Annotated in this window: 12 protein-coding genes; 9 read left to right on the top strand and 3 right to left on the bottom strand. The window is 41.7% G+C overall.

The window, feature by feature from the left end:
• Positions 1 to 10: 10 nt before the first annotated feature.
• Positions 11 to 1,369: a RagB/SusD family nutrient uptake outer membrane protein gene (locus FM107_RS15290; protein WP_086949345.1), complete on the top strand. Its 1,359-nt coding sequence runs from the start codon at positions 11 to 13 to the stop codon at positions 1,367 to 1,369.
• 199 nt (positions 1,370 to 1,568) lie between these two features.
• On the opposite strand, the gene FM107_RS15285 is transcribed toward FM107_RS15290, so the two are convergent.
• From FM107_RS15285 to FM107_RS15275, 3 genes are all read right to left on the bottom strand, one after another.
• Complete coding sequence (locus tag FM107_RS15285) at positions 1,569 to 1,931, bottom strand: hypothetical protein (protein ID WP_086949344.1); 363 nt, start codon at positions 1,929 to 1,931, stop codon at positions 1,569 to 1,571.
• Between the two features lie 81 nt (positions 1,932 to 2,012).
• Positions 2,013 to 2,735: a MauE/DoxX family redox-associated membrane protein gene (locus FM107_RS15280; protein WP_143559508.1), complete on the bottom strand. Its 723-nt coding sequence runs from the start codon at positions 2,733 to 2,735 to the stop codon at positions 2,013 to 2,015.
• Between the two features lie 150 nt (positions 2,736 to 2,885).
• Positions 2,886 to 3,902 (bottom strand): AraC family transcriptional regulator, encoded by a 1,017-nt coding sequence (locus FM107_RS15275; protein ID WP_086949342.1) that lies wholly within the window; start codon positions 3,900 to 3,902, stop codon positions 2,886 to 2,888.
• Between the two features lie 300 nt (positions 3,903 to 4,202).
• Here FM107_RS15275 and FM107_RS15270 point away from each other — a divergent pair, with 300 nt between their 5' ends.
• From FM107_RS15270 to FM107_RS15235, 8 genes are all read left to right on the top strand, one after another.
• On the top strand, positions 4,203 to 4,385 hold the full coding sequence (locus tag FM107_RS15270) for a hypothetical protein (RefSeq protein ID WP_086949341.1): 183 nt from the start codon (positions 4,203 to 4,205) through the stop codon (positions 4,383 to 4,385).
• Positions 4,372 to 5,397: a hypothetical protein gene (locus FM107_RS15265; RefSeq protein ID WP_086949340.1), complete on the top strand. Its 1,026-nt coding sequence runs from the start codon at positions 4,372 to 4,374 to the stop codon at positions 5,395 to 5,397. Before FM107_RS15270 ends, FM107_RS15265 begins: the two co-directional genes overlap by 14 nt.
• A 134-nt stretch (positions 5,398 to 5,531) precedes the next feature.
• Positions 5,532 to 6,509, top strand: coding sequence for a sensor histidine kinase (locus tag FM107_RS15260; protein ID WP_179204514.1), 978 nt, complete (start codon positions 5,532 to 5,534; stop codon positions 6,507 to 6,509).
• On the top strand, positions 6,506 to 7,258 hold the full coding sequence (locus tag FM107_RS15255) for a LytTR family DNA-binding domain-containing protein (RefSeq protein ID WP_086949338.1): 753 nt from the start codon (positions 6,506 to 6,508) through the stop codon (positions 7,256 to 7,258). The genes FM107_RS15260 and FM107_RS15255 overlap by 4 nt, the downstream gene beginning before the upstream one ends.
• A 7-nt stretch (positions 7,259 to 7,265) precedes the next feature.
• Positions 7,266 to 7,859: a hypothetical protein gene (locus FM107_RS15250; protein WP_086949337.1), complete on the top strand. Its 594-nt coding sequence runs from the start codon at positions 7,266 to 7,268 to the stop codon at positions 7,857 to 7,859.
• A 221-nt stretch (positions 7,860 to 8,080) separates the two neighbouring features.
• Complete coding sequence (locus tag FM107_RS15245; protein ID WP_143559507.1) at positions 8,081 to 9,250, top strand: hypothetical protein; 1,170 nt, start codon at positions 8,081 to 8,083, stop codon at positions 9,248 to 9,250.
• Between the two features lie 359 nt (positions 9,251 to 9,609).
• Complete coding sequence (locus FM107_RS15240) at positions 9,610 to 12,729, top strand: TonB-dependent receptor (protein WP_086949335.1); 3,120 nt, start codon at positions 9,610 to 9,612, stop codon at positions 12,727 to 12,729.
• 12 nt (positions 12,730 to 12,741) lie between these two features.
• On the top strand, positions 12,742 to 14,376 hold the full coding sequence (locus tag FM107_RS15235; protein WP_086949334.1) for a RagB/SusD family nutrient uptake outer membrane protein: 1,635 nt from the start codon (positions 12,742 to 12,744) through the stop codon (positions 14,374 to 14,376).
• Positions 14,377 to 14,391 lie beyond the last annotated feature (15 nt).

The following is a 14,391-nucleotide window of genomic DNA, read 5'->3' as shown; positions in this document are numbered from 1 at the left end:
GATTTTGATTATGAAAAAGGTTAACAGTGTAAATAAAATTTGCCTTCTAATTTTTGCAGTTTATTTTTTAGTATGCAACACTGCTTGCGAAAAGTTTCTTGATGAAAAATCAACGGCGACCACTACGTCTCCAAATAATCTTGAAAGCTTTCAAATGCTTTTAGATAATGCGAACGTCATGAATGTTTCATTTCCAACGTTTGGAGAAATTTCTGCCGACAACTATTTTTTAACGGATGAAACATTTAATGGTTTGAATGAATTCCGTCGAGGTGATTATATTTGGGACTGGCCGGACTATGAATATGTAAACGATTGGGCAAGGGGGTATCACGCGGTGTATGTATCCAATCTTGTTCTTGACGGCCTGGGAGAGTTAGAGGTAACTAGCAGCAATAGAAAGCAATACGAGGATATCTACGCAAGCGCATTGTTTTACAGAGCTTATAGTTTTTTGAGTATGTTATGGACCTATTCACTCGCGTATGATGAGAACGCAAGTGAAAATTTAGGGATCGTTTTGCGAAAGACTTCCAACCCGGTTGTTGTTTCGCAACGATCTAGCGTGCAGGAATGCTACGATCAAATAATTAGTGATTTGAAAAAATGTACTACCTTACCTATGACCACGGGGCATGTCTTACGTCCGTCAAAAGTTGCAGTATACGGTACATTAGCCAGAACATACTTAAGTATGCGTGATTATCAACAGGCATATAATTATGCAGATTCTGCTTTAGTGCTCTATGACAATCTTCTGGATTTTAATGACGCGCAAGATACAACTGGGTCAGATGATTATCCGTTTACACGATACAACAAAGAAACGATATATTTCTCTACATTAACACTGACTGCTAATAATTGGAATACGGACACATCGCTTTACCAAAGTTATAAGGATAGCGACTTGCGGAAATCTCTTTTTTTTAAACCGCTAAATGAAAATTATGAATTCAAGGGAAGCTATTCGGGAGATTATTGGCTTTTTAGTGGTTTAACGACAGGCGAGTTACTTTTGATCAAAGCGGAATCTGCAGCTTTTATGGATTCGTATGACCAGGCTCGAAGCGTAATGCGGGTTTTGATGGCGAAGCGGTATAGTGATGATGGTGAATTGATTAGTCTGAATGCCTTACCCAACGAACAGCTGCTCCAATTTATAAGAACCGAACGGCGAAAGGAAATGATATTTCGAGGGCAACGATGGATCGATATCAAAAGATTTAATAAAGAAGGACTTAATATTGACCTTACAAGAATAGTAAACGGAGAGGTATACGAATTACCTGCTAATGATTTGCGATTTGCATTGCCCTTACCACATGATATTATTTTAGAAACTGGGATGCAGCAGAATCCTAAATAATTCAGTTGCTCAAATCGGAGAAATATCGATGAGGGAGAGTCGAAGGATTCTTTCCAATTATCAGATAAAAATTAAGCCCCTAAAGAAAGTTTTTTAGGGGCTCAAGTAAAACAATACGCCCTTCCTTTAGTACAAAAGGGTTTTTTGTTTAGCAATTTGAAATAACTTCAAATTGATCGTCATGTGCGACTAGCGGTTTTTATTGCTTGTTGTGAAAACTTGGTTCCGCGTCACCTGATAGTTTCGTAGGTGCATATTCATCAGCGTTGTTTTTTTGCGCCTGTATTTCAAGTCGAGTGGGGTCTAGTTCACCAGAGGCAGTCACATCTTGATCCGTAACCGTCATCGAACAAGCGATATCGCCGCTACTACAGCTTTGACCATTTGAACTAGTCGTCCAATTGCTAGGTTCTTCAACCGAAGATGGATCTGTTGTGTCGCCATGAAAATACAACGTTTCGTTTGCAAGATTATTTGATGCATCCGCAACATTAAATGCCGAGAAACCGGCGATTGACGCAGTAGCTACAATAGCTGCAACGTAAGATTTTAAATTTTTCATAATATTAATTTAAGTGATTTTGCGGTTAGTCACTTCATTTACGAGGAGGAGTAACCATTTTAAAACCCTCGGTCATGTTTTTCACGAGAACATAACAAACGTAAATGTTGGCCAGTGCATTACTGGCATGATCGTGAATAGCGCGAATTTTTTTGGAAATCTTCTACAAATAAGATGAAACATTAAACTCGCTAACACTAAATTCAAAATATGTATCGTTGAATCTGAAGATATTATTTTCGTCCGATTCATGTCCTTTGGGGATCGGTTGTCTCGAGAGTTCAAGAACCACCCTAAAAGGGAAAGCCCCAAAAGAATAATATTTACAATTAGGTGTGCTGTCCAAGAAAGTCCTGAAAAGACCGAAGCGCAACCGCATGGCCGCTCAGCATATAAACCAATAACGCCGAGTGCTATATACACCGAGAAAATTATCAGCAGCGCGGCAGAAAGTAAGAAAGGACTTAAAATGTGGTACTGTTTTTTCCGGATGCTAAAAGTCAGATAAAAATCGGCTCGGTTAAAATGTTTTTGATCGAGCCAACCGCCGGTTTTATCCGAATTATTTGCGAGCGAAGTATTCGCCACGGTATTTGGGAGAATGAATATAAATCCAATAGCGAGCTCCAGCAGCGGTAAAAGCCAAAAAAGAATATCTGCCCACCAGTCGGGGAAGGGCTGGCGCTGCAGCGATAGATGGAAATCACCTAGGTCCCATAGCTTGTCTACGGCTACATAGATCCAGAATACCATCAATAATAGCTGTAAGCAAAATAGAGCGGTAGATTTTATACGTTTATTCATTTTTTTCTTAATTAGCTTTTTCAAAAGTAACGAGGAATCCACTGCCTCTACTGGCGGATTATCCACTACCTTTATAGCTTTTTGTCCAGAGTGGCCGAACTTTCATATATCGCCGGCCGATTAGATCGGCCCGAACACCCTCTGCTGAAATCAAAATCCCGTTTTGATTCTAAATATGTTCACGTACTCGGCTGGAGTTATACCCAACTGGTTTTTTATAAAACGGTGAAAGGTCTCTGGAGAATTATAACCACAGCTATAGGCGCAGTTTTTAATCGATTGCCCCTGCTCAAGTAGTTTCAACGCTTTTTCAAGCACGAGTCTGTTTTTGTAATCATGCATCGATTCCTGAAAAGCGCGTTGATGAGCAAAGTGTACAGCGGATTTTTTATAGCCCAATAATGCGTATATGGCCTCGAAGTTAAAGTTATGTCCATGCTGAAGGACATGATCTTCGATAAGTCGTCGTGCGTTTTGCGCAAGAGAGAGCTGAGACTGCACTTCATTGCATTTCTTATTAAAGTTTTCTCTAGCGAGGTTGAGGAGTACAGTGGTTGCTACAATAATATCACCCTCGTCTTTGACATTCTCATGTTTTAAAATATTACAGATATGCCGAATGTTCAAGCTTGTTATAGGATCGATTGCAATCATTTTGCTGGCTATAGGCTCTGCAGATCTGGTTCTGCGTGCATCGATTACAGGTTTTATGAAATCAAATTTCCGCTCATTATCCATGCGGAATATCTTGTTGTCAAAATAATACCCAAATAAACGCGTCTCCCCTTTGGGTAAGTTAATGCGGTAGTTACCCTGAGGGAGATAGAAAAAGCGGCTGCGATCTGGCGCGAGGGAAAGCAGCGCTTCCTCGCTGCCGCTCGCGGTGATGCTCAATGCGCTAGTTCCCTTTAGCATATAGATATTATGGAGGTCACTGCATGCCGACCGTACTAAGAATGTCTGACGGTCCGGGAGAAAAACCTCGAAACTATACAGGTAAACATAACGGCTGTCAAACTCCTGGATCACACACTCGGAGATGCCAAATTTCAGATTTGTACGCTGCCCATTAGCCATTGGCAAAGCTGTTCTCAGCGTACGAAGCTGGTTTTGCGCCACCTTATTTTTTAAATAGGGGAGGCGCGGTAAGTAGATTGTTTTTTTCATCAGTAGATTAAATTTAATTTTCTCTAATGACGAATATTTACCTTTTGCAGTCAAGTGACAAGGGTGACATCGAGTAGCTCGAAAACGCCTAAAAGTTTACGAAATCCCGCGCTGGACTTCCTGAATTGGGTGACAAAGGGTAATAAAAAAGTTCGAAAATGTACTTTCACGTCCAATAATGGTGTTTTCACGATTTTTTTCTTTTTTCTCAAAAATTCTATTGTAAGTTCGTTTTAGTAATCCTAACGCATAGGTTTACAGTGAATTACTAACTGAATTTTTACTTTTTATTAAAAAAACATGAGAAATGATGTCAAAAGTACCGACGATCGCTATTCGATTGTCGAACGAGTAATCAACAGACCAGTTGCCGCCGTGCAGCTCAGCGTGTTGACAAGTCCAATTTTATTAAATGAGCTCTGCGATATAATATTGCCGGGGAGTGATTTCCCTTTTTTTAGTAGCTCAAATGGACTTTATTAAGTATTGTGAAGGATTAGGCATTGTGCCTAATCCTTTACCAAAGCGAATCAAAAGCAGCGACGTCCTTTCGTTAAATACCTTCGGCCTGATTAGCGCTAATCTATATAATTTTCTGCCACAAATGCCTTACACCAAACATCGCTTTCTTTACCGCGATTTTAAAATGAATCAATGGTTACATGGAATAGATACACATTTCTTTCAAAACGAGTATCCACTTCCCATTGATGGTATCGGCGATCTCATGGATAAATTAAATGTGCAGAATGGGATAATATGCACTTATCATTTTGGTGTCTATCAACTCATCGATAGCATTCTTTTAAACAGCCGAAACCGCTTTGCGCTTTTAGTCGGAGCAGATGTGTTTAATAATTGGAAGGAGCGTTACCCTGTGCTGAGTAAAATCCTTGATAAGGCGGCAAAAGAAGAGAGGTTTGTTTTACTCAATGCGGAAGCTAGCACATCTTTGCGTCAGATGTACCGACTTGTGAAACAGGGGTATTCGATCGTCGTCTATGTCGACGGTATTCAGGGAGTGAGTCAGGGCAATGAAAATCAGTTGATTCAGATCCCATTTCTGGGGCAGCAAATTTTTGTGCCCAAAGGAGCAGCCGCGCTTTCTCACTATTTTGGTGTACCGATGTATCCGGTACTCGCACTAAGACGAACAAATCGAATTGAATTTAAAGTCGCGCGCACAATTTTCCCTACGCTGATTACCGATCGGCAGCAGTACTGTGTTTACGCAATGAGGGAAATTTTTTCCTTTTTATCTACATACGTAATGCACTGGCCTGAACAGTGGACAAACTGGTCGCTATTACACTATTTTTTAAAAGGCATATTGCCCCTAAACAGGGCGATGATTACGGGTGACACATCCGAAGAACAAGAATATTCCCTAATAAAATTTCAAACGGCACCTTATTTAATGAAGAAGTCGGATTATAAAACATTTTTGCTTAATGATGTTGATTTCGAGTGCCTTTTGTGTCAGTGGGAAATATAGGGTCAGAGAATAATCAATAAAATATTTTTTATATTAGCTTGCGATAACCTAAAAATAATCGCATGACATTTAAATATTTTATGTTAAAATGCGGTCAATTTCAACTTATTTTGTGGCCGTTATATTTTCTATTTATGGTTAACCTAAATAACGAGGTGTCCCCTGAACATTCAACTTTTTCGATGATTTATATTTCGGTGGCTTTGGTGTCGCTTGTAAACGTTGGGCTCGCAATACACTATCCTATACAGATGGTGATCCCTGAAAAATGGCAGGAAGTAACCTCAGTCCCAATATTAATAATCGTTTTTGCAGTGCTTATTCATATCGCGGTTTTTGTCTGTTATCCGCTCTTCTCCGGTAATCCTTCGGACGCTGAGATTACGCGTCCGCGATACGCTTACGCGCTAGTAACGATTAATAAAGCCACATTTGTTTTAATGATAGTGGCATGGATTGCTTTGCATGTTCTTCATAGGTATAACGTGCGCAAAGCGAGGGAAGCAGAGGAGATTAGACATCAAAAGGAATTGGAAAGTAAAAGGATGGAATATCAATTCCTCTCCTCGCAAGTGAATCCTCATTTTTTGAATAATATGATTAATCAATTAATACAAGAGTGTGAAGAACAGTTACCTGAGACCGCCCATCGGATTGGGATTCTTGGGGAACTGACGCGCTTTTATCTCGAAATAGCAGGACAACCCTCCATCACTATTTCACGTGAAATCGAGGCGTTAGAAAATTACCTTTCTTTGCAAATATCACGGTTTCCCGACTGCCAAATTGATTTTATCGGTAAAGAACATGTCGGGGGCGAGCGGATAATTCCCGGAGCATTAATCATTATTTTGGAAAACGTATTTAAACACGGCTTATTTCGAGGACCAGCGAACCCGATTAAAGTTCGTCTCGAAAGCAGTTACAACAGCTTGCTGTTTACATGTTGCAATCGTATCGATAAGCTCTCTGGGCCGAAGGAGTCCACCGGGATAGGACTTGCGAATATCCGTAAGCGTCTAGATATACAGTTTCCTGAAAAATATAGATTTGAAACATCGGAAACCACCGATGGGTCGTTTTGCGTGATATTAGAAATTCAACAAGTATGAAAAGAATCAAATGTATCGTAATTGATGATGAGGCGGCAGCTCGCAATCGCCTTAAAGGAATGATTAGTAATATTCCCGTATTGGACCTTGTATTAACGACCGACGACCCCCTAAAAGTATTAGATAAGGTCGAGGACTATAAAGTCGAACTCGTCTTTGTTGATGTGGAAATGCCAACCATGGATGGGTTGGAGTTAATTCGGAAACTCGAAGGCCGTGCGCAGGTGATATGTTGCTCCGGGCATTCCCAGTTCGGGGACGCGCTTTATGAGCTGGATGTCAGCTACTATTTAGTAAAGCCCTTCACAAGAGAGAGGTTTGAGGCCGCGGTAGCTCGCGCATTTGAACGGCTCGATTTCGGGGAATGGGCGGCTAGAAATTTTGTAAAACAAAAATATAATCCCGCAGAACCCTTTATTTTCAACGATACAAATAGAAATATGGTACTGATCGAGATTGGGGAGATTGATTATTTCCAAGCAGATGACCACACCATTAATATCTATCACCATGGCGGAAAAGAGACGGCGGTAACAGGAACATTAACAGACTTTGCAAAACGTCTACCCTCCGCGCATTTTATGCGGGTCGGTAAATCGTTTATCGTCGCACTTAACCGCATTTGGCGCTATAATATCCGCGAGCACACCCTCACCCTAAAAGAATTGTGTAGATGCAAAAATGATATTCCGATTGGGAAAATATACCGCGAACAAGTAAGGTGTTATTTCTCACAACAAGTAAAATGACCTGGTAATGAATCAAAATTTTTATGTGCGATTTCGTGTTATAAAACGGAAAATCGCCTCGTTGGAGCTTAATACGCTTACTGCCCAAGAGGATGCCGATTTCGTTCTGGAATGTAGCGAACTGCTTTTTGCATTTCTTCGTGATATTCAACAGGTGATACGCATGCAGCAGCAAGCCGCACACAATAGATATACCCTACAAAAGCAGCATCTACATTTAATTAACGACCAGAATGCGCGTAGACAATTACTCGTGGATCATGTACGCCATCTTCGACAAACGATTGATGAGCTGCAGAAGTCTTTTTTTATACGCGACGAACCTTGCCTGCTAAATTTGACGGCTCGCGAGATTCTTCTTTTCTATCGTTTGGTGCGAGATGCAGGTATCCTTAACATCGAACCGGACCTCGCATCCGCTTTTTCATTTATCGAGCTGCATTTTAGAACAGCTAATCAGGAGCATTTTTCGTATGAGAGCCTGCGGAAAAAATATTACACCTTAGATGAGGCGCAGTTTCTAAAAATGAGTAAGCTGCTTGAAAAATTGGTAGACGTCAACAAAAATTATTTATCGGGAAATAGCGCTACTGCGCTTTAGCTCGGAAGCTTTATGGCCGGTAAAAATAAATGAAAAAGGTGGTATGCTGTACAGCGTCGCCTGTTTTCGAAACTAACCCGTATAATATCACTCGGAAAGCCAGTATCTTAATGGCCGTTCTGCTAGTTATTCGTCAGAACCTGCAAAAGGGAATAAAATGTAGGCGTCCCTAGCGATATTACCCATAGAATTGAATCATAAATAGCCAAAATAATTTAACAATGAAAAGCACTTCTCTTTGTTGGTTAGATTGCCTGGAAAAGGATTTGTTCCCGGCGAATCTTGTGCAGCTCTCCTGTTCGGCGTTAATAGAACTGAAAAGCGGTGAGTACCTGCAGCGTAGAGCCCGGATATTTCGACAGAAAGTAATTACGCAAATTAACGTTTCACCAAAGCGCGCTATTGCAAATATGACGCAGCTGATATCAAAAAGCGATATTGTCTATACATACTTTGTTGAATACCGCGCGGCATGGTCGGCTAGTAGCAAGTCTGACGTTATAGTAGATATTTACCGACACACACTGGCAATGATGCAAAATTTGTTGGACGACTTGGTACACATTGCGCGCCGTAACGATCGTATCAAATTTGCGCAGTTACACCTCACGAAATATGAATGTAGCAGTGTGGTTAAGCACCTGCGAACGAAGTTGTTCGAGTTGAAACGTACCTTAGATGTCGCTTGCAGCGATCCCGCCTTGATCGGTATGGTATCTGCCGAGATAAAATCGCTCCTATTTTCGAGTTCGATTACCTACAGTGCGCACTGGTATTTACAACATTTTTTAAATGCTTTGGAACGCTACAAGCCGTCCACAAGCGCCGAAATTATTTTGTTTCTCTGCGAGCGTGACTTTAACGCACCTGTATTCTTTAAACTACTACGAACCATTTTTCATCAGGCTATTGAGCGGCAAATAGATTTACGCGCGCAGCTAGAAATTGTCTATATGCTCGAAGATACCGTAAAAGGCGCTTGCATTCATTCGGGGATGCAGGGCCCCTTTGCTGGTATTTCCTTGTTAAAACAACTCTTGTCTTATCTTGCATCGAAACAAACGACTATTCAAAAAAGAATCGAGCTCTTGGGAAATCAGCCTCACAACGACCCGGGTAGGGTAGCAACCGACTGGCGATTGCAAGTGAATTTTTCTGTTCCATTGTTCGGCTACTTTATTCGGCTCCTTATCGCCGTGGGGATTTTTGGAGAACACGATAAGGTAACAATTTTTCAATTTTTCGCGCAGCATTTCCGAACGCCCGATACCGTTTCAATTTCGCCAGGAAGTTTACAACGAAAGTCGAGAAATGTAGAGCAGTCCTCGGTAAGATCGATGCGAAAAACGCTTAAAAATCTGGAGGAATTGAACAACCGTAGTTTATGGTGAGTGTCCCAAATGCCTTGGGTGTTTTTTTAAAATGCTCGTGTATAAAAACGCAGCATGAAGCTGTTTCTGTGATGAGGATCCAATTAACCACCTTCGTCTACACCAAAGCCTATTAATGGACAACGTTAAATTTCGCTACATTGGAAATAATTTTAAACACACTAGTTCCGAGGATACTTTGAATGAATGCGTGAAAACATGGGCCGGAAAAGTTTTTGACGCTTTAATTATTGATCACTCATAAATTTCTTCGGGAACTTTTCGTTATTAAAAAAATTGATATATTTGGACACGTTGATACGTTTTAGCAATACTATTGCTAAAAACAAGTTTAACCAGTATTATAACCTTTATTCCTTATGTTAAGAAAAAATAGAATTTTTTTAATTGGTTGCGTACTCTCGTTTTCAACTTCAGCACTTTTTGCAAAACCGATTTTGCATGTCGTTACGCTGGATGTTAACGCGCATAGAATGCAACAGCCCATTAAAGGGAAAATTATTAATCAGAGTGGCAGTGCGGTCGCAGGCGCCACGATCAAACTAAAATCATCCTCTATCGTCACGCTTTCAGATGCGCAAGGAAATTTTTCTATTAATGCGAATGTCGGCGACGTTTTAGAAATCTCATTCATTGGTTTTCAGACCGCAGACTTTGTTATTAACGATGATGCGCCCGTTTTTGTGTTGCAATCTGCATCACAAGAGGTCGAAGAAGTTATCGTCATCGGTTACGGAACGACGACTAGAAAGTCAGTCGTAGGGGCCGTAGACCAGATAGGTTCAAAAGCGATTGAGAACCGTCCGGTAGGGAATGTAACCCAGGCACTACAGGGAGCTTCGCCTAGCCTAAACATTCAACAGCGGAGCATGGACCCCAACGGAAATACAATGAATATTAATATTCGCGGGATCTCCACGATGAACAGCAACGGTCCCCTTATTGTTATTGACGGCTTGGTGTCTGAGAATGGTAGTCTTAATAAGATTAACCCCGCGGACATTGAAAGCGTCTCGGTATTAAAAGATGCAGGTACCGCTGCAATTTATGGATCCCGTTCGGCAAATGGCGTAGTCCTTGTCACCACAAAAAAGGGTAGAAAGAATCAAAAGGCACAAGTTTCTATAAGCGCCCAAACGGGTATGCAGGATCCAAATGTGCTTTTCAGTCCGCTAACAGGTGCTCAGAATGCCACGTTAAAAAACTTGGCGCTAACCAATATCGGCGCGAATCCGCAGTTCACCCCTGCCGAGATTCAAGATCTATACGACCACCAGAGCGAGGAACGCTGGAATTATGACGAGATCTTACAGACCGCAATCCAGCAAAATCATAATGTTACCGTCTCGGGTGGTGGGGAGAATTCAACCTATCTGTTTTCTGGAGGTTTCTTTGATCAACAGAGTAATTTTGTTGGCGATAATTACGGTATTCAGCGTTATAATTTGCGCTCTAATGTGAGCGCCGACATCGGTATCTTTAAACTGAATTCCATTTTATCATATACGCGAAACAACAACAACGCGACAACAGCCGCCAATGCGATTATTAATTCATCACGCATACCATCGTATTATTATTACCGGATGCAGGCGGAAAACGGCCGCTATCTGGTGAACAACGCGCTGACAGATCAGAACCCACTAGCAGAGCTGAGAGAAGGAGGGAGCCAAATGAATGATAACGATTATTTTAACGCGAACCTATCGCTAGATGTAAAGTTGTTCGATGGCCTGAAGCTGCGCGGGGTGTTTGGTGCGGATATTTATGCTGATCACCGCTTTATACGTAGAAAACAGGTGCCGCTATACACCAGTGCCGACGCAGAGAAACCGCAGGTTTATGTGAACTCAACAAGAGGCTCAGAAGATTTTAACGAAAAATATTATCTGTTAAACTATCAACTACTATTGGATTATAACAAGACATTCGGTAATCATAGTCTAACAGGGCTATTTGGCGCGACAAATGAATCCTCAACACGTACCCTGAATGAGCTTAAACTTAAATTTACCGACCCCATCTTAGGAACGCCAACTACAGGTACACAAATTGATCCGACCAGCAGAATTACGCCACAAGGAACAGTAGAGACCAGTATTACCTCCTTGTTTGGACGTGCTGGATACTCCTATGCCGATAAATATTATGCAGAGGCAAGCTTTCGCTACGACGGATCCTCGCGGTTTGCAAAAGAAAACCGTTGGGGCTTTTTTCCATCGGTCTCTCTTGGATGGCGGATTACCGAAGAGGATTTCTTAAACACCTACAAAGAAAATGTAGGAGATTTCAAAATCCGAGGTTCTTATGGTATTTTAGGTAATCAAGATATTGGTGATTACCAGTATATGACGACTTACTCATCAACATTGAACGCCTATGGTTTCAATAATAGTGGGGTGACCGGAGCCGGCTTCGCATTTGGGAATGCAGACCTCCGTTGGGAAAAGACGTATAACTTTAATATCGGTTTCGACGCCACCTTTTTGAAAAACAGTTTAACGGCGAGCTTTGATTATTTTAACAAAAACACCGTAGATATCCTATTGGTTCCAGAATTACCAACGATATTCGGTACCACCTTAAACAAGTTGAATGCTGGTGAGATGGAGAACAGGGGTTGGGAGCTGGTTTTATCTTACCGCTTAAAAACGGGTGATTTTAACCATACCTTCTCGGGGAATATCGGCGATTCGCGTAACAAAGTAACCTACTACGAAGATAAAGAGCAGTTAACGACAACCGATAATATTACGCGAATAATACGGCAAGGACTTCCATTTAACGCGTATTATGGCTATAAAACCGATGGCTATTTTCAAAACATGCAAGATCTGGAAACGGCAGCACTTCCGGTCGGTTTAAGTCCGACAGACTTGAGGCCTGGAGACGTAAAGTATGTCGATCGAAACAGTGACGGAATTATCGATTCTAAAGATCGTTATGTGTTAGGGAACGCCTTCCCGCGCTATTCGTTTGGCTTTACCTACGACGTATCGTATAAGAACTTCGATTTTAGTATGTTTCTGCAAGGTGTCGGCAAGCGTGATATGATGGTCCGCGGAGAACTCGTCGAGCCTTTTCACGAAAATTATTCCTACGCAATCTATCAGCACCAGTTAGATTATTGGACACCGACAAACATCGGTTCAAGATATCCACGACTTACCGGCGCAGGGTCGGTCTCGACAACCAATAACTATCAAAAAGATTCGGATTTGTTTTTATTTGACGGTCAGTACCTGCGGTTAAAAAATATCCAGGTTGGTTATAGTTTGCCCTCATCGCTAATCAATAAAGTGGGGCTGCAGAAAGTTCGCGCATTCCTTAACGCGCAAAACCTGTTTACCTTAACGCATAACTCGTGGATCGACCCGGAGTCCTCAGAATTTGATGGTAATATGAGCGGAGGAGCAAATAGTGCACGGAACTACCCAACACTGAAATATTACGGTTTTGGGTTCGATATTCAATTTTAATAACATTCAAGCATGAAAAAATATAAATATATCCACCTTCTGCTGCTATTTGCAGCATGGACAGTGGCAGGCTGCAACTCATTAGATCCAATTCCTACGGACCGACATACCGATGAGACGTTCTGGCAATCTGTGGAAAATGCAGAACTAATGGTGAATATGGCTTACAATCAGATGTATTCCGCAGATAAAATGTGGAACGACGAAGCGTTAAGCGATAACATTTTTGAAGGTAGAACCAACACGCCGCAGCGCGCTATACGTAATGGAATTGCGGACCCTTCTTTAGGGCGTTTTGCCGAGGAATGGAAACAGGCCTATGAAGGTCTAAAGACTTGCCACGTTTTTCTGGCTAATGTTGACCGCGTTCCAGAAATAGATGCTAACCTTAAGGCCCGTAGAATTGCAGAAATTCGCTTTATTCGAGCATTTATCTATTTCCGGCTCGTAAATTTCTATGGCGACGTGCCCTTTTTTAGCAATGATATCACTTTGGATGAGAGTTATACCAAAAGCCGGACGCCCAAGGCCGAAATTTTGAGCTTTATCCACACTGAGCTGCAAGAGATATCCACACTATTACCAAGCCGTAACGAGATGCCGGCAGCCGACAACGGGCGTATTACCAAAGGAGCGGTAGAAGCCTTTCAGGCGCGGGCGTATCTTTATGAGAGCAACTGGAACAAAGTTGTTGAACATTGTGAAAACCTGATGAACCAGCAGGGCACATACGGCGAGTATGGCCTATTTCAGAGCTACGCGGACTTATTTACCGTGGCTAATGAATATAATCAGGAGGTGATACTGGATTACGGTTATGTTCCAGAAGTGAAATTGTGGGGTAAGCTTTACGATGCAGCGCCCCTTTCAGCAGGCGCTCGTTTGAATGCTTACGCGCCCCTTCAGAGCTTGGTGGACAACTACATAACTTTAGATGGTCTGCCTATTTCGCAAGACCCTAATTACAACGAGAACAATCCATACGTAAACAGAGATCCACGTATGGGGGCAACGATCGTTTTTCACGGTGGAGAATGGCAAGATTTTGATGGCCAGGTCACCACAATTTACATCAAACCCGGCACAGGCTCTAACCAAAAGGAGCAGCTGGATGAATATGTGAGCGCTAGTTCGAATTCTACTTCAACAGGATACTATGTTAAAAAATATTATGATATTACCGCGCGTGATAACTATAATTCAGAACTCAACATTATCATGTTTAGATATGCAGATGTGCTATTAATGTACGCTGAAGCGAAAAATGAATTAGGCAAGTTATCAAGCCAAGAGTGGGACAGCACGATTAAATTGATACGCGAAAGAGCAGGCCTAGAAAATGCGGCAGCTTTAAATTTTCCTGCAGGTGCTTCTCAAGACCAACTGCGCACAATTATTAGAAACGAGCGCAGAACAGAACTCGCGCTTGAAGGCCTCCGTTATTACGATATCGTTCGTTGGAAAGCGGGAAGCCAGTACCTTCAAGGCGAGGTTCGTGGAGCAAAATTTGCAAATGGTAACTCCAGTTACATTCGTTTAGATACCCGGAAATTTGATGAAAATAGAGATTATCTATGGTCCGTCCCCCGCAGTCAGATAGACTTGAACCAGAATCTTTTACCTAATAATCCAGGATACGCTAACTAAAATCTAAAAGAAAAA

This window comes from Sphingobacterium sp. JB170 (assembly GCF_900163865.1).
Lineage (GTDB): Bacteria > Bacteroidota > Bacteroidia > Sphingobacteriales > Sphingobacteriaceae > Sphingobacterium.
Note: the sequence above shows the minus strand (reverse complement) of the source record. Positions and strands in the feature narration are given on the sequence as shown.